We start from the raw sequence: 18,404 nt of genomic DNA on the forward strand, positions 1-18,404 counted from the left end.
CTGAAACAACACGGTAAACAAATAAACCGTCACCACCCACAGTCTTTTTGTGGGGGTGCACGGGGGCGGAGCCCCCGTGGGAGGTTTCACAGAGTTTCGGCGGCTATAGCGGTGGGGAAACGCCCGGTCCCATTCCGAACCCGGAAGCTAAGCCCACCAGCGCCAATGGTACTGCACCCTAATCAGTGTGGGAGAGTAGGACACCGCCGAACACAAATTTGAGGGATGCCCCGCAACACACACCGTGTTGCGGGGCATCACCCATTCAACCCACCTCAGATCGGTCCTTGGTGAGACCGGGGTCGGCTCGGCCCAGGCCGTGAAGAGGGAATAGATTGGCAACCATGAATGACCGTGACCGCAACCGCGGCCGCCGCCAGCGTCCGGACCGATCCGATCAGTCGGGCCGCCCGCCCCGAGAGGGTCGGCAACGCAATGACGGTCCCACCGACCCTCCTCTTCCCGACGATGTCGTTGCCTCCGACCTCGACCCCGATACCCGACGTGATCTGCTGTCTCTGGAGAAGGGGACAGCAGAGCGAGTAGCGCGACATCTGGTGATGGTGGCGGAACTGCTGTATGAAGATGCCGATTTGGCTCTGGAACATGCTCGCGCTGCTCGGCGTCGTGCAGCGCGCGTGGGGGTCGTCCGAGAGACCGCCGGCGTTGCCGCGTATAACGCCGGGCAATGGCAGGAAGCCATCTCGGAGCTGCGGGCCGCTCGTCGGATCACGGGCGGTTCGGCGCTGCTACCGCTGATTGCCGACGCCGAGCGTGGATTGGGACGTCCGGAGCGCGCGATCGAGATCGCCCGCAGTGAGGAGGGTCGTGCTCTCCGCGATGAAGAAGCCACCGAGATGCGCATCGTCGAAGCCGGCGCTCGCCTGGATCTGGGGGAGCCCGAGAAGGCACTGGTGACCCTCCAACTGGAAGACATGAGTCCGAGCCGCACCGGCACCGCGGCTGCTCGACTGTTCTATGCGTACGCGTCGGCTCTGGAGGCCGCCGGCCGCCTCGACGAGGCGACGACCTGGTTCATGAACGCCTCGGCTGCCGATACCGAAGACGCGACCGATGCCGAGTTCCGGTTGATGGAGATCTCGGTAGGTAGTCCCGAGGTGGAGGTCGCTCCAGTCCACGACGACCTGGCAGACACCGAGGCGACCATCGCCGAGCCCGAACCGCAATTCGAGCCGGAACCGCAACCTGAGCCCGAGCCGGAAGCGCAACCCGAACCGGAACCGCAACTCGAGCCAGAACCGCAGCCGAGCGCCGATTCTGTGAAAGGGTCCGCTCGGCAATCGAGCGTTGCGGAGCCGGAGAGCGAGCAGGTTCCCGAGGTTGACGCGGCACCGGCCGTGGAGATCGAGCCGGTGCTCTCGGAGCCTGCGCCCACGTGCGTCGTCGATGCGTACGACGCGTTGCTTCTCGACCTGGACGGCACCGTCTTTGCCGGAAAGAGCCCGATAGCCGTTGCGCCGGAGACGCTGGCGCGCATCGAGGTGCCCACGATCTTCGTCACCAACAACGCGAGTAGGCGCCCGGACGCGGTTGCCGAGCACCTTCGGTCGATGGGCTTCACGGCGACGCCAGAGCAAGTCGTCACCAGTGCGCAATCGGCGGCCCGGTTGCTCTCCGAGCACCTCGAGCCCGGATCGCGCGCCCTCGTGCTCGGCACCGATGGTCTCGCCCAGGAAGTCCGTGAGGTCGGGATCGCGGTGACCCGTAGCGCGGACGATCGTCCACTCGCCGTCATCCAGGGCTTTTCTCCGGAGACGTCGTGGGAGAGCTTGTCGGAGGCCGCTCTGGCGATCCGGGCGGGCGCACTGTGGGTGGCCACCAACGTCGATGCGACGCTGCCGTCCGAGCGAGGCTTGCTCGTCGGCAACGGCTCCTTGGTGGCGGCGGTTGCCAACGCTACTGGCCAGGAGCCGCTCGTTGCCGGAAAACCGGCCGCGCCGCTCATGGCCGACGCCATCAACCGCAGTGGCGCAGATACGCCGCTGGTGGTGGGGGATCGACTCGACACCGACATCCAAGGCGCGCATTCGGTGGGCCTCGACAGTCTCCTGGTACTCAGTGGCGTCAGCACGGCCGCAGACCTTCTGGCCGCACCGCCGCAGCAGCGGCCGACGTTCGTCTGCGCCGACCTGTCCGGTGTTCTCGACCCTGCCGACTCGCTGCGTATCGCCGACAATGACGACTGGCGGATCGAGCAGGCCGGCAACACGTTGACGGTGTCGCCGGTATCCGAGCCGCCCGCGACGCTGCGCCTGCTGCCGTCATTGGCTGCCCGCGTCTGGGCGCTCGCCGACGCCGACGAGATCGACCTGACGGAAATGACCATCACCGCCGATGACCCGACGACCCGAAGTGCGCTGGAGGATCTGGGTCTCGGCGCCGAGTGAAGGGACGAGAGCAATGACCTTGCCCGACGATGCCTCCGCGCGGCCGGCACCGGCGACGGGGCCGACGCCGCAGATGATGCCCGGTGCACGGCCCGGACAGGTGCACGCCGAGACCGTCGATGCCGTCGACCCCGAGTTGGCCGAGTCTGTCCCGGTGCGGGTGCGTGAACTCCTCGGTCAGGTGGACGATATTCGCGAACAATCCGGTGAGGCAATCGATTTGGTGGCACTGGCCCGCCAGACGCAGCTGCTTGAACAAGCGCACGAGGTGCTGACCTCGGCGTTGTCGGACGTGGACCGTCGGTGACCGGGCGCGCACGGACGAGGTGTCACTGAGTGGCCGCGCGAGCGCGCCTCGACGCCGAGCTGGTACGCCGCGGACTCGCACGCTCACGCGAGCAGGCGCGCGAACTCGTGGAGCGCGGCGCGGTGAAGGTCAACGGCACCATCGCCGCCAAGCCGGCCACCAATGTCGGTCGGGACACCCCGATCGTCGTGGTCGAGGAGGACCGCGACGATTGGGCATCGCGGGGGGCACACAAACTGATCGGTGCACTCGAGGCATTCGAGCCGCAGGGACTGACGGTCGCCGGCAGGCGATGCCTCGATGCCGGTGCATCCACCGGCGGATTCACCGACGTGCTCCTGCGCCGCGACGCCCGCGAGGTCGTTGCCGTGGACGTCGGCTACGGGCAGTTGATCTGGCGTCTGCAGAACGACGACCGCGTCGACATCCATGACCGCACCAATGTCCGGCATCTGACCGCTGAACAGATCGGGGGTGCCGTCGACCTCGTCGTCGCCGACCTGTCATTCATCTCACTCGCGTTGGTCCTACCCGCCTTCGTCGCATGTGCGCGTCCCGGGGCCGACATCGTGCCGATGGTCAAGCCGCAGTTCGAGGTGGGTAAGGATCGCGTCGGTTCCGGTGGCGTGGTGCGCGACCCCGACCTGCGGGTGGAGGCCGTCGTCAAGGTGGTCACCGAGGCCGCGCGGCTCGGCCTGGTCACCCGCGCGGTGACGGCCAGCCCGCTCCCGGGACCGTCGGGCAACGTCGAGTATTTCCTCTGGTTGCAGCGGCCGTCGGGCACGGTGTCGGCGTCGGGCGATAGGGTCGGTAGCCGGGGCGTATCGCCGGTCGAGGGCGAGGCGACAGGCGAGAGCCCGGCACGGGATGCCCTCGACGGGAATGCGTCGCAACCGGACGTGGGTCCGGACATCATCCGGATGATCAGGCAGGCCGTCGCCGACGGTCCGCGCTGAATGTCATCGTGCGAGACGAAAGGAGACCAGGTGGGCAACGCATCGGTCGCGGATTCGGATAGCACAGGCGGTGCATCCGATCCGGCCCGCGGGTTCGAACGAACCGGTTCCGCCCATCGCGAGTTCCTCGTCGTCGCGCACACCGGCCGTGAGACCGTGACCCACACCATCGCCGCGATCGCCCGGCACTGCGCCGAGGGCGGGGTGGCGCTGCGGGTCATCGACCACGACACCCACGTCGATCCCGACCCCGCCAGCGAGGCACGCGCCTACCCGCAGTCGGTGGCTGATACCGGACCCATCCCGCGCCCCCCGGAACGCAACCCCCTCGATCCGGCGCACCTGCGAGAACTCGGTGCGCAGGTGGCGGTGACCTCAGGCGCCCCCGATTCGGCGGAGGGATGCGAGATCGTCATCGTGCTCGGCGGCGACGGCACCTTTCTGCGGGCCGCCGAGCTGGCGTATCCCGCGGGCGTGCCGGTTCTCGGAATCAATCTGGGCCACATCGGTTTTCTCGCCGAGGGCGAAGCCAACCGCGTCGACGAGGTGATGGCCCAGCTCGTGTCCGGTGATTATCGGGTGGAACCGCGGATGACACTCGACGTCACCGTCATCGACCCGGCGGACACCGAGGGCACGCCCCAGACCAGTTGGGCGCTGAACGAGGTCGCGATCCTCAACCGCACCAGCACCGGTGTGCTCGAACTGATCACCGAGGTCGATGGGCGTCCGGTGTCGGCTTTCGGGGCCGACGGCGTCCTCGTGTCGACGCCGACGGGCTCCACCGCCTACGCGTTCTCCGCGGGAGGACCGGTGATGTGGCCCGACCTCGAGGCGATCCTGGTGGTGCCGAGCAATGCTCACGCATTGTTCGCCCGACCCATGGTGACCAGTCCGCGGTCGCGGATCGCGGTGGAGGTCGACAAGCTTGGCCGCTCCGGTTTCGCCTTGTGCGACGGCCGACGACGTCTCGACGTGCCCGCCGGTGCGCGAGTCGAGGTGGTGCGTAGCGACCGATCGGTGCAGTGGGTGCGGATCGACTCTGATCCCTTCGCCGATCGCCTCGTCCGAAAATTCGATCTGCCGGTCACGGGCTGGCGGGGGAGGCAGGCCTAGGAGTGCTGGAAGAACTGTCCATCGCCGGCCTCGGCGTCATCGACGGGGCGTCGGCGCAGTTCCCTCCCGGTTTCACCGCGCTGACCGGTGAAACCGGCGCGGGCAAGACCATGATCGTGACCAGCCTGCGTCTGTTGGCCGGCGGACGCGCCGACGCCGGGCGGGTTCGCTCGGGTGCCGCTAAGGCAACGGTCGAGGGGCGCTTCCGCGTCGCCGATCCCGACCAGGGCCCCGACGGGGAGGTCGCCGACCTCCTTGAGTCCACCGGCGCCGACCTCGACGACGACGGCACCGTCATCGCGATCCGCACCGTCAACGCCGACGGCCGATCCCGCGCCCATCTCGGCGGACGTTCGGTTCCGGTGGGTACGTTGGGCAAGCTCGTCAGCTCGGTGCTGACCGTGCACGGTCAAAACGACCAGCTACGACTGCTGCGACCCGACCGTCAGCGCGCCGCGTTGGACACCTTCGCCGGAGCGAAGGCGGCCAAGGCACTCGCCGCCTATCGCAGTGCGCGGGCCGAGTGGCTGGCAATACTCGACGAGCTCGACGAACTCCGCGCCAACTCCCGCGGACTCGCCCAGGAGGCCGACCGACTGCGCTTCGGGATCGACGAGATCGCAGCGATCGACCCCCAACCCGGTGAGGACGACTCCCTCGCGGACACCATCCGCCGTCTCACCGATCTCGAGTCGATCCGGTCCGCCGCATCGGGCTCGCACGAGATCGTCGCCGGCGAGTCGGGGTCGGTGATCGAGGGACTCGGTCAGGTGCGGTCGATGCTCGAGGCGGCCGCCGACGATGAGCTCAAACGTCTCGCCGGCCGCGTCGGCGAAACTCTGACGGTCGTCACCGACATCGGCGACGAACTCACCGCGTACCTGTCGGCGCTCCCGACCGACGCCGATTCGCTCGACCAATTACTTTCCCGCCAGGGCGAATTGAAATCGCTGGTGCGCAAGTACGCCCCCGACATCGACGGGGTGATCGACTGGCGCACGCAGGCGCAGATGCGACTCGAGCAGATCGAGGACCCCCAGGGCAGCGTCGACGACCTCGAGCGGCGCGCCGCCGCGGCGGCCGAGGTCGTCGCCGAGGCCGCGGCCACCCTGCACCGCATCCGTGCGAAAGCGGCCACGACGATGGCCGGCAAGGTGTCCAAGGAACTCGCCGGGTTGGCGATGGGGGACTCGACGCTGTCGGTCGAGGTCGGGCTCGAATCCGCCGATGCCGACGACCGACTGGCCATCGAGGTCGACGGGCAGCGCGCACACGCCGGCGCCGACGGTGCCGACCGCGTCGAATTCGCCCTGGTTCCACACAAGGGCGCCCGCCCGCTGCCCATCGCGACCTCGGCGTCCGGCGGTGAGCTGTCACGAGTGATGCTCGCTCTCGAAGTCGTTCTCGCCGAACCGACTTCAGGCTCGGTGATGGTGTTCGACGAGGTCGACGCCGGAGTGGGCGGGCGCGCCGCGGTGGAGATCGGGCGCCGTCTGGCCCGGCTGGCACGCGCTCACCAGGTCATCGTCGTGACCCACCTCCCGCAGGTCGCCGCGTTCGCCGACAACCACCTCGTCATCGGCAAGAGCGCGAGCAAGGGCGCGGTGCAGACGAGTACCGTGCGTGCGCTCGACCGCGACGAGCGGATCGCCGAACTCGCCCGGATGCTCGCCGGCCTCGGCGAATCCGATACCGGCAAGGCGCACGCTGAGGAACTCCTGACAACTGCTGAGACAGAAAAAGGCTCCTGATTCGTTCGGTGTTCTTGATGCGTGTGTGACAAAAGTTGCCATTGTTGCGGCGCGCCTCCCGCAGTCGATGCGCGGGGCGGTCAATCATTGCCGTCATGAAGATGCCTGCACTGCTCGCGCGGAACACCGAAGAACTGCCTGGCGTCATTGGTATCGCCAGAATCGACAAGAACACCAAGCGCCTCCTCGAACGGGTGGGGCCGGGTGACATCGCGATCCTCGACGAGGTCGATCTTGATCGCGTGACCGCCGACGCGCTCGTGGAGGCGAACGTCGTCGCCGTCGTCAACGCATCTCGGTCGATCAGCGGCCGCTATCCGAATCTGGGTCCCGAGGTGCTGGTCGCCTCCGGCATCGTCCTGCTCGACGAGGTTGGCCCGGAGGTCTTCAAGCGGGTCAAGGACGGCGCCAAGCTCCGTGTCCACGATGACCGTCTGATGGTTGGGGACCGGCGTCTCGCGCGCGGCACCACGCTCGAGGAGCACGACATCGCGAGCATGATGATCGACGCCAAGACCGGACTGGTCGACCATCTGGAAGCCTTCTCCGGCAACACGATCGAATTCATCCGCAGCGAGTCGCCACTTCTGATCGACGGTGTCGGCGTGCCCGACATCGATGTGTCCCTGGCCGGCAAGCATGTGGTCATCGTCGCCGACGGACCCGATCGCGGAACCGAACTGCGTTCACTCAAGCCGTTCATCAAGGAGTACTCGCCGGTTCTCGTCGGTGTCGGCGCAGGCGCCGACACCCTGGTGAAGGCGGGCTACAAACCGGCGATCGTCGTCGGCGACCCGGAACAGATGAAGGCGGCGACCCTGCGGTGTGGTGCACAGGTCGTGCTGCCCGCCGATACCGACGGACACGCCCCCGGCCTCGAACGCATCCAGGACCTCGGCATCGGTGCGACGACTTTCCCGGCCGCCGGAACCGCGGCCGATCTCGCGTTGCTGCTCACCGACTTCCATGGCGCCGACCTCATCGTCACCGCCGGCTACGGCGGATCCCTCGACGACTTCTTCGACCGCTCACGTCGTGAGTCGACGCCGTCGACGTTCCTGACCCGGCTCAAGGTCGGACCCAAACTTGTTGACGCCAAGGCGGTCGCGACGCTGTATCGCAGCCGGGTGTCCGGCGCGGCCATCGCCTGCGTCATTCTCGCCGCGCTGATCGCGGTCATCGCCGCGGTGATGCTCTCGAGCGCGGGACCGGAGATCACCGATTGGGCTGTGGCCCAATGGAACCACTTGTTCGAGTGGGCTCGGGGAGTCTGGAACAGGTAGGACATGATTTCTCTACGCCAGCACGCCATCTCGTTGGTGGCGGTGTTTTTGGCCCTCGCGCTGGGGTTGTTCCTCGGCTCGGGGTTCGTGGGCGATCGCGTCAATTCCCTGACCGGTACGAGTCGCGACCGGATCGGCGACCTCGAGCAGCAGCGCGACGGTCTCAACGATCAGGTGAACGCCGCGAACAGCTTTGACGCCGCGATCGCTCCGCGGCTGATCGCCGATCAGCTCAAGGGCCACGCCGTTCTCGTCGTCACCACGCCCAACGCCGCCGACTCCGACGTCGACGCCGTCAAACAGTCGCTGTCGACTGCGGGCGCAACGTTTTCCGGGCAACTCGGCCTCACCGACAAGCTGGTGCGCGACGACAGCGCCGAACAGGTCCGCACGATCGTCGACCAGACGATTCCCCCGGGCGCGACACTGCGTGCGGAACTGACCGACTCGGGTTCACGCGTCGGGGATCTGTTGGGGACCTTGGTGATGCATCGCAGCGATCAGAACGCTGCCGCGGTCGCCGATCGGCAGACCGGGCTGCAGACCCTGCGCGATGGCGGGTTCCTGACCTATGTCGACAACGCGATCCGGCCCGCCGATCTGGTGGTGTTCGTCTCCGGCGACGCGTTGCCGGAGAACTCCGGCGCCCAGGGGCAATTGGTCGCCCGGCTGGCCGCGGCGATGACCGCCCGCGCACAGGGCGGTGAACTCGTCGGTCGCAGTGGTTCGGCGACGGGCGTGTCACCGATAGCGGTGATCCGTTCGGACCCGGCGTTGCGCAACGCGATCACGACGATCGACAACGTCGATGCGCAGACCGGCCTGATCACCACCGTCCTCGCGCTCGACGAGGAGAGCCAGGGCCGCTCCGGTTCCTTCGGCTCCGGTCCGGGGGCGACCGCGATCACCGTCGGCGCGCAACCGGCCCAGTCGCAACCGGCCTGAGCAGTCGACGCGCCGCGCACCACACGCGCGCATCGTCACCGGTGACCCGACGTCCGCCGCGACACGCGGGGCTGCCCGCCCCGTCGGTGTCGTGGCGGGCGCGAGCCCGCTGTGGTGTTACCCTGGAGTCCCGTAGGTGAGCAGGCTTTCATGACCTGATCCGGCCGACGGGAGAAACGGTTTTGCGACCACTGCGCGTTCATACGGGCACCAAACATATTTTCGTGACGGGCGGAGTCGCCTCGTCCCTGGGTAAGGGCTTGACCGCCTCGAGTCTCGGTCAGCTCCTCACGGCCCGCGGTCTGCGGGTCACCATGCAGAAGCTCGACCCGTATCTCAACGTTGATCCGGGAACGATGAATCCGTTCCAGCACGGTGAGGTCTTCGTCACCGAGGACGGCGCGGAAACCGATCTCGACGTCGGGCATTACGAGCGCTTCCTCGACCGCAACCTGTCGCAGTCGGCGAATGTGACCACCGGACAGGTGTATTCGAGCGTCATCGCCAAGGAACGACGCGGCGAGTACCTCGGCGAGACGGTGCAGGTGATCCCGCACATCACCGACGAACTCAAGTCGCGGGTCCTCGCGATGCGTGAGCCCGGCGACGACGGCGAGGCACCCGATGTGGTGATCACCGAGATCGGTGGCACGGTCGGTGACATCGAGTCGTTGCCGTTCATCGAGGCCGCCCGCCAGATCCGCCACGACGTGGGGCGCGACAACGTGTTCTTCCTGCACGTGTCGCTGGTGCCCTACCTCGCGCCGTCGGGTGAGCTCAAGACCAAACCCACCCAGCACTCGGTGGCCGCGCTGCGCAACGTCGGCATCCAGCCCGATGCGCTCATCCTGCGGTGCGACCGCGACGTCCCCGAAGGTCTCAAGAAGAAGATCGCGCTCATGTGCGACGTCGACATCGAAGGCGTCATCTCCACACCCGACGCGCCGTCGATCTACGACATCCCCAAGGTTCTGCACAGCGAGCAACTCGACGCCTACGTGGTCCGCAAACTCGGTCTGCCCTTCCGCGACGTGGATTGGACCGAATGGGGTGAGCTGCTCAATCGGGTGCACGAGCCCCGCGAGACCGTGCGAATCGCGTTGGTGGGCAAGTACGTCGACCTGCCCGACGCCTACCTGTCGGTGACCGAGGCGATCCGGGCCGGCGGCTTCGCGTGGCGTGCGCGCACCGAGATCAAGTGGGTGCCGTCGGATGAATGTGCCACATCGCAGGGGGCGCAGGCCGCGCTCTCCGACGTCGACGGCGTGCTCATCCCGGGGGGCTTCGGTATTCGAGGCATTGAGGGCAAGGTCGGCGCGATCAGCTATGCCCGCCGTCGCGGCATCCCGCTCCTCGGTCTGTGCCTGGGCTTGCAGTGCATCGTCATCGAGGCGGCGCGCTCGGTCGGTCTCGACCATGCCAGTTCCGACGAATTCGATCCGGACACACCACATCCGGTGATCTCGACGATGGCCGACCAGCACGATGCGGTCGCCGGCGAGGCGGATCTGGGCGGAACGATGCGTCTGGGTGCTTATCCGGCGACGCTGAAAGAGGGTTCGGTGGTCGCCAAGGCCTACGGCACCACCGAGGTCTCCGAACGTCACCGTCACCGCTACGAGGTGAACAACACCTACCGCGACACCATCGCCGAGTCCGGGCTGGTGTTCTCCGGGACCTCGCCCGACGGGCATCTCGTCGAGTTCGTCGAGTATCCCTCCGAGGTGCACCCGTTCCTGGTGGCCACCCAGGCCCACCCGGAGCTGAAGAGCCGACCGACGCGCCCGCACCCGCTGTTCCGCGCGTTCATCGACGCGGCTCTGAAATACAAAGCGGCCGAACGGCTTCCGGTGGACCTCGGTGACTACGACGCGCCGCATGCCGAGAATGACGAGTCCGAGGTCGCGACCGCCGGGGCAGTCGACGCCGGAGGCGATCGCGCTTGAGCGACACCGCTTCCGACGGCGCCGGAACCCACGACTTCGGGGTTCGTGGTTCACGCCTGGTGTACGACGGAGCGATCCTCGCGTTGCGGGTCGACGAGGTCGTCATGCCCGGTGGCCGAACCGCCGAGCGTGAGGTCGTCGAGCATTTTGGGGCCGTGGCCGTCGTGGCGCGTGACGAGCAGCGTCGGATCGCGATGGTCCGCCAATACCGGCATCCGATCGGACACCGCCTGCTCGAATTGCCTGCCGGGCTCCTCGATCAGGCCGGGACGGAAACGGCGGTGGACGCCGCCCGACGCGAACTGGCCGAGGAAACCGACCTCGCTGCCGATCGGTGGCAGGTGCTGGTTGATCTGGATCTGTCGCCGGGTTTCACCGACGAGGCGCTACGCCTCTACCTCGCCGAGGGGTTGCACGCGCTCACCGCGGCCGAGCGCAGCGATGAGGAAGCCGACATGTCGATCGAGTGGATCGCCACCGATGATGCGGTCCGCCAGGTGTTCGACGGTGACATCGTGAATGCGACCAGCGTCGCGGGCATCCTGGCCGTCGCGGCGGCCGATCGGGGTGAGGTCACGTTGCGGCCGGTGGAGGCACCCTGGCGCGACGAGCCGAGTGCTTTTCGTGCCCGGCGGGAGCGCGGCGCGCGCCGGTAGGCGCCGACCGGCGGCCACGCCGGGAGTCGGGGAGTGCGGATCGGAAGCGAGGAGTCGGCATGACCGAGCAGGTGGGCATCGACGTGGCGATCACCCGCTATCTCGATCACCTGACCGTCGAACGTGGCGTTGCGGTGAACACACTGAGCTCCTATGGTCGCGACCTCGGACGCTACCGGCAGTACCTGCGTGCACGGAAGATCGACGATCTCGCCGACGTGGCCGAAGCCGATGTCCGTGAGTTCCTCGTCGCGTTGCGCAGGGGTGCCCCCGAATTCGGGGAACGGCCGCTCGCGGAGAGTTCGGTGGCGCGAACCCTGGTGGCCACCAGAGGTTTTCACAAGTTCGCCGCGGCGGAGGGGCTGGTCGCCGACGACGTCGCCCACGCGGTTCGCCCGCCGAGCCCGGCTCGCCGGCTACCCAAGGCGTTGTCGGTGAGCGACGTCGAACGCATCCTGGACGCCTCCGGAGCCCCCGATCACGCACGCGCGCTCCGTGATCGAGCACTCCTGGAACTCCTCTACAGTTGCGGCGCACGCATCTCCGAGGCCACCGGGCTCGATCTCGACGACATCGACACCGACACCCGGGCGGTGCGGTTACGCGGCAAGGGCGGCAAGGAGCGGGTGGTGCCGGTCGGCGGGCCGGCCGTCGATGCTCTCGAGGCATACCTGGTACGCGGACGCCCGACGCTCGTGCGTAGATCGACCGCGGCACTATTCCTCAACGCCCGCGGGGGCCGGCTCACCCGACAGGGTGCCTGGCAGGTGTTGGCGGCGGCGGCGGAGCGGGCCGGACTCGAGGGCGCGGTGTCGCCGCACACCCTGCGGCACAGTTTCGCCACCCATCTCCTCGACGGCGGAGCCGATGTTCGCGTGGTCCAGGAACTGTTGGGGCATGCGTCGGTGACGACGACACAGGTCTACACGCTGGTGACGGTGAACACGATGCGCGAGGTGTACGCGACCGCGCACCCACGGGCGCGGTGACGCGGTCGGCGACGAACGCTCATGGTTGCGGCGGTGCGCCACGGGATCGTCGGCGCGACCCACTAGGCTTTGGTGGAGGTCCGGGCCGAAACGGCCGGGCCGAGACGACAGAAAGGGGGCTGCGCAGCGGTGAGTATCTCGAGCACCCGGCGACCCAGCGCCCACTTCGACGACCAGTACCGTCTCGAGGTTCCCAGCGGCGCGGACATCGACGAGACCGATCACCGCACCGCACGGGTCCAGGCCGACGATCAGATCGGTCCCACCGGTCGTCCCTACCGTCCCGTTCCCGAACCGACCCAGCTCGATCGGCACGGACCGGCGACGGTCATCGCGGTCTGTAACCAGAAGGGCGGGGTCGGCAAGACCACCTCCACGATCAATCTGGGTGCGGCCCTCGCCGAGTACGGCCGCCGCGTGCTGCTGGTCGACCTCGACCCGCAGGGTGCGCTGTCCGCGGGATTGGGTGTGCCGCATCACGAACTCGACGAGACCGTCTACAACCTGCTCGTGCCGCCGCATGCACCCACCGACGAGGTGCTGATGCGTACCCGGGTCGACGGGCTGGACCTGCTGCCCAGCAACATCGACCTCTCGGCCGCCGAGATCCAACTGGTCACCGAGGTCGGCCGCGAACAGGCTCTGGCCCGTGCCCTGCATCCGGTCCTCGACCGTTACGACGTCGTGCTCATCGACTGCCAGCCGTCGCTGGGCCTGCTCACCGTCAACGCCCTGGCCTGCGCCGACACGGTGCTGATCCCGATGGAGTGCGAGTACTTCAGCCTGCGTGGACTGGCGTTGCTCACCGACACCATCGAGAAGGTCCACGACCGCCTCAACATGCGTCTGGACGTCGGCGGAATCCTGGTGACCATGTTCGACGCGCGCACCCTGCATTCCCGGGAGGTGATGGCGCGGGTCGTCGAGGTGTTCGGCGACAAGGTGTACGACACCGTCATCGCGCGTACCGTCCGCTTCCCGGAAACCAGTGTGGCCGGCGAACCGATCACCTCGTGGGCGCCGAAATCTGCTGGAGCACAGGCTTATCGGGCTCTGGCTCGTGAGGTCATCGCTCGTAACGTCAAGCAGGCATGAGCGAACCGAGCGACGTCGGCGGGGCAGATGCTGCTCCCGACTCGGCACCGGCTGAGCCGGACTCCGGTTTTCGCGTACGTTTGGCGAACTTCGAGGGCCCCTTCGACCTGCTGCTCAACCTGATCAGTCAGCATCGCCTCGACGTGACCGAAGTGGCGCTGCACGAGGTGACCGACGACTTCATCGCCTACACCCGGGAGATGGGTCCGGAGTTGGGATTGGAGCAGACCACCGAATTCCTCGTGGTGGCCGCGACGCTGCTCGATCTCAAGGCCGCCCGTCTGTTGCCGTCCGGGGAGGTCGACGATCCCGAGGATCTCGCGCTGCTCGAGGCGCGCGACCTGCTGTTCGCGCGGCTCCTGCAATACCGTGCGTACAAGCAGGTGGCGGCGCTGTTCGGTGAGTTGGAAGCCGCTGCGCTCCAACGGTATCCGCGTGCGGTATCGCTGGAGGAGCGTTACGCCGATCTGCTGCCCGAGGTGATGTTGGGTGTCACGCCCGGAGGGTTCGCCGAGGTCGCCGCGGCGGCACTGCGACCGCGGCCGATACCGACCGTGGGACTCGACCACCTGCACGACTCGCACCAGGTGTCGGTGCCAGCGCAGGCGCAACGGATGGCGGGACTGCTGGCCGACAGTGCACCCGGCGACGGGTTGACCTTCGGTCAACTCGTTGCCGGCTGCGCCAGCCCGCTGGAGGTGGTCGGCAGCTTCTTGGCGTTGCTCGAACTGTTCCGGGAACGCGCGATCACGTTCTCCCAACCCGAGGCGCTCGGTGACCTGCGGGTGCTGTGGTCGGGGGAGCGAGAACTCGACGATCTGAGTTTCGACAAGGCAGAGGACTACGGATGACCGAGCCGCACGATGCACCATCCCCCGAGCGGGCAGTCGAGGACGAAGGACACGGGGACCAAGGACACGAGGACCAGGGACACGAGGACCAGGGACACGAGGACCAGGAACACGGGGACCACATACTCGAGGGTGCCTCCGAGCCCGGGCAGGGCGCCCTCGACGTTGCCACCGACGAGACCGTCGACGACGCGGAACTCCGCTCCGCACTGGAGGCTCTGCTGCTCGTCGTCGACACACCGGTGACCTCCGACGAACTGGCGAACGCGATCGGCGTCGACGCGCTGCGGGTACGGGAGATGCTCAACGAGATGTCGGCGGAGCTGACCTCGGCGCACAGCGGAATCGATCTGCGCTTCGCCGGGGACGGCTGGCGGTACTACACCCGAGCCGACTACGCACCCTACGTCGAGCGACTGCTGCTCGACGGTGCGCGCTCGAAACTGACCCGGGCGGCCCTGGAAACCCTGGCGGTGATCGCCTACCGGCAGCCCGTCTCGCGGGCGCGGGTCAGCGCGATCCGCGGCGTCAACGTCGACGGTGTCATCCGCACCCTGGTGGCGCGCGGACTGATCAACGAGGTCGGAACCGATCCGCAGACCACCGCCACCACTTACGGCACCACCGAATTGTTCCTCGAACGACTCGGCCTCGCCTCACTGGAGGAACTGCCCGATCTCGCACCCCTGCTGCCCGACGTCGACCTCATCGACGACCTCGACGAAGAACTCAACTCCGATCCCCGATTCGCCAAACTCGCGGGTAAAGCGTCAGACTCAGAGGGGGCACCCGACGGCACATCGCCGATCGGCGTCGCCGACGACGACCTCGAGAATCAGGACTGAGATATGGCAACCGCTGGCCGGGACGGCACACCGGGACGACGCAGGACAGACAAGAACAGCAAGACCGACAAGAACGGCAGGGCGGACAGAAACGCCACACCGCGCGGCAACACCACCGGCGACGGTTCGCGGGCAGACAACGCCGCGAGCGGTCGGCGCGGCGGCAAGCCTGCGGGCAAGGGCGCCGGCGGCGCGGGTGCCCAGCAGCCGGCACACGCCAAGAAGCGGCACCGCAAGGGGAGTTCGCAACCCGATGTGAAGGCCGGTCGGATCCGGCTCAACAACGCCCGGCCCGCACGCCACCAGGGCCCCACACCCGACGTCGAGGAACAGGGCGCCACCTATGTCGCCGACGGGGTGCGCCTGCAAAAGGTGCTCGCGCAGGCCGGTGTGGCCTCGCGGCGCGGCGCCGAGGAGCTCATCGCCGCCGGGCGTGTCGAGGTCGACGGCGAGATCGTCACCGAGCAGGGTCTGCGGATCAATCCCGACACCGCGATCATCCGGGTCGACGGCGCCCGGGTCATCATGGACGAGACACGCCAGTACCTCGCGCTGAACAAGCCCAAGGGCTGGCAGTCCACCATGTCCGACGACCAGGGTCGCCCCTGCGTCGGTGACATCGTCGCCGAGCGGGTCATGTCGGGCCAGCGACTCTTCCACGTCGGCCGGCTCGACGCCGACACCGAAGGTCTGTTGTTGCTCACCAACGACGGTGAACTGGCCAACCGCCTCATGCATCCGTCCTACGAGGTGCCCAAGACCTATCTGGCCTGGGTGCGCGGTGAGGTGCCCCGGTCGCTGGTGCGCACGCTGCGTGACGGGGTCGAACTCGACGACGGGCCGGTCGCCGTCGACGGCTTCACCATCCTCGGTGTGCACCAGGGCGAGTCCCAGGTCCGAATCGTGTTGCACGAGGGCAGAAATCGGATCGTCCGTCGGCTGATGGAGGAAGTCGGTTTCCCGGTGCAGGCGCTGGTGCGGACCCACATCGGCACCGTGGCCCTCGGCGAACAGCGTCCGGGAAGCCTGCGGGTACTCGGGCGCGATGAGATCGGTGCGCTGTACAAGGCGGTCGGCCTGTGAACGGCGGCGTGATCGCGATCGACGGCCCCGCCGGAACCGGCAAGTCGAGCGTGTCGAAGTTGTTGGCGCACAAGGTCGGCGCGCACTATCTCGACACCGGCGCGATGTATCGCGCGGCCACCCTCGCGGTGCAGCGGGCCGGGGTGGATCCCGCCGACGCGGATGCGGTTGCCGCAACCGTCGACGCCGCCGATATCGCCTTGCGTCCCAACGGAGACGGCTCATCGCGGGTGTTCCTCGACGGTGAGGACGTCAGCGGTCCGATCCGCTCCGATGCGGTCACCGCCGCCGTCTCCGCGGTGTCGGCGGTCCCGGCCGTGAGAACCAAACTCGTTGCGCTGCAACGCCGCCAGGCCGAATCGGAGCTCCTGGTGGTCGAGGGTCGAGACATTGGCACCGTGGTGTTCCCCGACGCCGCGATCAAGATCTTTCTCACCGCATCACCCGAGGCGCGGGCCGAACGCCGGCACCGCCAGAACCTCGCCGCGGGACGGCCCAGCGACCACGCCGAGGTCCTTGCCGCGGTGAACCGACGCGACCATCTCGACTCGACCCGTGCGGTGTCCCCGCTGCGGCAGGCCGACGATGCGGTGCTGGTGGACACCAGCGACATGACCCTGGACCAGGTTCTCGACCGGTTGGTCGAACTGGTCCGCGCACGGATCGGAGTTGCCTCGTGACCGACATGTCCGACGCCACCGGCGGCACGGCCGACGCACTCGCCCTGCCCGGCGACGGCACCTGGAGCGACGAAACCGAGTGGGATCTCAGCGACTTCGACGACGTCGAGGAGTTCGGGGAGGCCGAACGGGTCCCCGAGGTGGCCATCGTCGGTCGCCCGAACGTCGGCAAGTCAACTCTCGTGAACCGTATCCTCGGCCGCCGTGAGGCCGTCGTCGAGGACATCCCCGGCGTGACCCGTGACCGCGTCTCGTATTCGGCGACGTGGTCGGGCCGCCGGTTCACCGTCGTCGACACCGGCGGTTGGGAACCGGATGCGAAGGGCCTACAGCAAGCGGTGGCGGCGCAGGCCGAACTCGCGATGCGCACGGCCGACGTGATCGTGCTCGTCGTCGACGGGACCGTCGGGGCCACCACGACCGACGAGGCCGTCGCTCGCACGCTGCGCCGATCGAAGACCCCGGTCATCCTGGTGGCCAACAAGATCGACAGCGAGCGGCAGGAGGCCGAGGCGGCCTCACTGTGGTCGCTGGGTCTCGGTGAGCCGCACCCGGTGTCGGCGGCGCACGGTCGAGGCGCCGGCGATGTCCTCGACGTCATCCTCGAGCGGCTGCCGCATACGCCGCGGGAGGACGCCGGTATCCGGCTCGGCGGGCCGCGCCGGGTCGCGCTCGTCGGGAAACCGAACGTCGGCAAGAGTTCGCTGCTGAACAAGCTCGCCGGGTCGGAACGCTCGGTGGTCGACAATGTTGCCGGTACCACCGTTGATCCGGTGGACGAGCTGATCGAGCTCGACGGCAAGACGTGGCAATTCGTCGACACCGCGGGTCTGCGGCGCAAGGTTCGCACGGCCAGCGGTCACGAGTACTACGCATCGTTGCGGACGCGGTCGGCGCTCGACGCCGCCGAGGTGGCGATTCTGTTGATCGACGCCTCCGAGCCCATCACCGAGCAGGACCTGCGTGTGCTGTCGATGATCATCGACTCCGGACGAGCGCTGGTGATCGCGTTCAACAAGTGGGATCTGGTCGACGAGGACCGTCGGTACACCCTCGACAAGGAGATCGACCGGGAACTCGCGCGGGTGCCGTGGGCGCGGCGGGTCAACATCTCGGCGATGACGGGCAGAGCCGTGCAGAAGCTGGTGCCTGCGCTCGAAGGCGCGCTCGACTCGTGGGACAAGCGGATTTCGACAGGGCCGCTGAACAATTGGCTCAAGGAGGTCATCGCGGCCACCCCGCCGCCGCTGCGCGGCGGACGCCAACCGCGGGTCATGTTTGCCACCCAGGCCGCGGTACGGCCACCCACATTCGTGTTGTTCACCACCGGATTCCTCGAGGCCGGCTATCGCCGCTTCCTGGAGCGCAGACTGCGCGAGCAGTTCAATTTCGATGGTTCGCCGGTGCGGATCAACGTGCGGGTGCGCGACAAGAGGGATCGCCGCAAACGCTGACCAGTCAGGTCCGAGATCGCCGGATTGCCCTGTGACATA

The 18,404-nt window shown here is 67.8% G+C and carries 16 protein-coding genes and 1 rRNA gene; all 17 read left to right on the plus strand.

Going from position 1 to position 18,404, the window contains the following annotated elements; translation table 11 throughout:
• Positions 1-95 precede the first annotated feature (95 nt).
• Positions 96-212 (plus strand): 5S ribosomal RNA (gene rrf, locus QNM97_RS09570).
• Between the two features lie 132 nt (positions 213-344).
• The gene (locus QNM97_RS09575; RefSeq protein ID WP_283822524.1) at positions 345-2,408 is read left to right on the plus strand and encodes an HAD-IIA family hydrolase; all 2,064 of its coding nucleotides are present in this window, start codon (positions 345-347) and stop codon (positions 2,406-2,408) included.
• Positions 2,409-2,421: 13 nt separating this feature from the next.
• Positions 2,422-2,715: a hypothetical protein gene (locus QNM97_RS09580; protein ID WP_208791464.1), complete on the plus strand. Its 294-nt coding sequence runs from the start codon at positions 2,422-2,424 to the stop codon at positions 2,713-2,715.
• A 29-nt stretch (positions 2,716-2,744) separates the two neighbouring features.
• Positions 2,745-3,671 carry a TlyA family RNA methyltransferase gene (locus QNM97_RS09585; RefSeq protein WP_208791463.1) on the plus strand — a complete coding sequence of 309 codons (927 nt, stop codon included), beginning with the start codon at positions 2,745-2,747 and terminating at the stop codon, positions 3,669-3,671.
• A gap of 30 nt (positions 3,672-3,701) precedes the next feature.
• Complete coding sequence (locus QNM97_RS09590) at positions 3,702-4,787, plus strand: NAD kinase (protein WP_283822525.1); 1,086 nt, start codon at positions 3,702-3,704, stop codon at positions 4,785-4,787.
• Positions 4,788-4,789: 2 nt separating this feature from the next.
• Positions 4,790-6,538, plus strand: coding sequence for a DNA repair protein RecN (gene recN / locus QNM97_RS09595; protein ID WP_283822526.1), 1,749 nt, complete (start codon positions 4,790-4,792; stop codon positions 6,536-6,538).
• Between the two features lie 95 nt (positions 6,539-6,633).
• Complete coding sequence (gene steA, locus QNM97_RS09600) at positions 6,634-7,821, plus strand: putative cytokinetic ring protein SteA (RefSeq protein WP_079929894.1); 1,188 nt, start codon at positions 6,634-6,636, stop codon at positions 7,819-7,821.
• Positions 7,822-7,824: 3 nt separating this feature from the next.
• Positions 7,825-8,766, plus strand: coding sequence for a copper transporter (locus QNM97_RS09605; RefSeq protein ID WP_094600640.1), 942 nt, complete (start codon positions 7,825-7,827; stop codon positions 8,764-8,766).
• Positions 8,767-8,948: 182 nt separating this feature from the next.
• Positions 8,949-10,712, plus strand: a complete 1,764-nt coding sequence (pyrG, locus tag QNM97_RS09610; RefSeq protein ID WP_283822527.1) for a CTP synthase — start codon at positions 8,949-8,951, stop codon at positions 10,710-10,712.
• On the plus strand, positions 10,709-11,368 hold the full coding sequence (locus tag QNM97_RS09615; protein ID WP_283822528.1) for an NUDIX domain-containing protein: 660 nt from the start codon (positions 10,709-10,711) through the stop codon (positions 11,366-11,368). The genes pyrG and QNM97_RS09615 overlap by 4 nt, the downstream gene beginning before the upstream one ends.
• Positions 11,369-11,427: 59 nt before the next feature.
• Positions 11,428-12,357 carry a site-specific tyrosine recombinase XerD gene (gene xerD / locus QNM97_RS09620; RefSeq protein WP_283822529.1) on the plus strand — a complete coding sequence of 310 codons (930 nt, stop codon included), beginning with the start codon at positions 11,428-11,430 and terminating at the stop codon, positions 12,355-12,357.
• Positions 12,358-12,486: 129 nt separating this feature from the next.
• Complete coding sequence (locus tag QNM97_RS09625) at positions 12,487-13,452, plus strand: ParA family protein (protein ID WP_079929888.1); 966 nt, start codon at positions 12,487-12,489, stop codon at positions 13,450-13,452.
• Complete coding sequence (locus tag QNM97_RS09630) at positions 13,449-14,303, plus strand: segregation and condensation protein A (RefSeq protein WP_283822530.1); 855 nt, start codon at positions 13,449-13,451, stop codon at positions 14,301-14,303. The genes QNM97_RS09625 and QNM97_RS09630 overlap by 4 nt, the downstream gene beginning before the upstream one ends.
• Positions 14,300-15,148: an SMC-Scp complex subunit ScpB gene (gene scpB / locus QNM97_RS09635; protein WP_283822531.1), complete on the plus strand. Its 849-nt coding sequence runs from the start codon at positions 14,300-14,302 to the stop codon at positions 15,146-15,148. Before QNM97_RS09630 ends, scpB begins: the two co-directional genes overlap by 4 nt.
• 3 nt (positions 15,149-15,151) lie before the next feature.
• The gene (locus QNM97_RS09640) at positions 15,152-16,231 is read left to right on the plus strand and encodes a pseudouridine synthase (protein ID WP_283822532.1); all 1,080 of its coding nucleotides are present in this window, start codon (positions 15,152-15,154) and stop codon (positions 16,229-16,231) included.
• Positions 16,228-16,911: a (d)CMP kinase gene (gene cmk / locus QNM97_RS09645; protein WP_283822533.1), complete on the plus strand. Its 684-nt coding sequence runs from the start codon at positions 16,228-16,230 to the stop codon at positions 16,909-16,911. The genes QNM97_RS09640 and cmk overlap by 4 nt, the downstream gene beginning before the upstream one ends.
• A gap of 5 nt (positions 16,912-16,916) precedes the next feature.
• Positions 16,917-18,365: a ribosome biogenesis GTPase Der gene (gene der / locus QNM97_RS09650; protein ID WP_283823150.1), complete on the plus strand. Its 1,449-nt coding sequence runs from the start codon at positions 16,917-16,919 to the stop codon at positions 18,363-18,365.
• The last annotated feature ends 39 nt before the right edge of the window (positions 18,366-18,404 follow it).

The organism is Gordonia sp. L191, from assembly GCF_030077625.1.
Lineage (GTDB): Bacteria > Actinomycetota > Actinomycetes > Mycobacteriales > Mycobacteriaceae > Gordonia > Gordonia polyisoprenivorans_A.

Bases quoted from the DNA above. Each gene is read 5' to 3' on its own strand.
- QNM97_RS09575 (WP_283822524.1), top strand. From the start codon at position 345: ATGAATGACCGTGACCGCAACCGCGGCCGCCGCCAGCGTCCGGACCGA.
- QNM97_RS09580 (WP_208791464.1), top strand. From the start codon at position 2,422: ATGACCTTGCCCGACGATGCCTCCGCGCGGCCGGCACCGGCGACGGGG.
- steA (WP_079929894.1), top strand. From the start codon at position 6,634: ATGAAGATGCCTGCACTGCTCGCGCGGAACACCGAAGAACTGCCTGGC.
- QNM97_RS09605 (WP_094600640.1), top strand. From the start codon at position 7,825: ATGATTTCTCTACGCCAGCACGCCATCTCGTTGGTGGCGGTGTTTTTG.
- xerD (WP_283822529.1), top strand. From the start codon at position 11,428: ATGACCGAGCAGGTGGGCATCGACGTGGCGATCACCCGCTATCTCGAT.
- QNM97_RS09630 (WP_283822530.1), top strand. From the start codon at position 13,449: ATGAGCGAACCGAGCGACGTCGGCGGGGCAGATGCTGCTCCCGACTCG.
- scpB (WP_283822531.1), top strand. From the start codon at position 14,300: ATGACCGAGCCGCACGATGCACCATCCCCCGAGCGGGCAGTCGAGGAC.
- QNM97_RS09640 (WP_283822532.1), top strand. From the start codon at position 15,152: ATGGCAACCGCTGGCCGGGACGGCACACCGGGACGACGCAGGACAGAC.
- der (WP_283823150.1), top strand. From the start codon at position 16,917: ATGTCCGACGCCACCGGCGGCACGGCCGACGCACTCGCCCTGCCCGGC.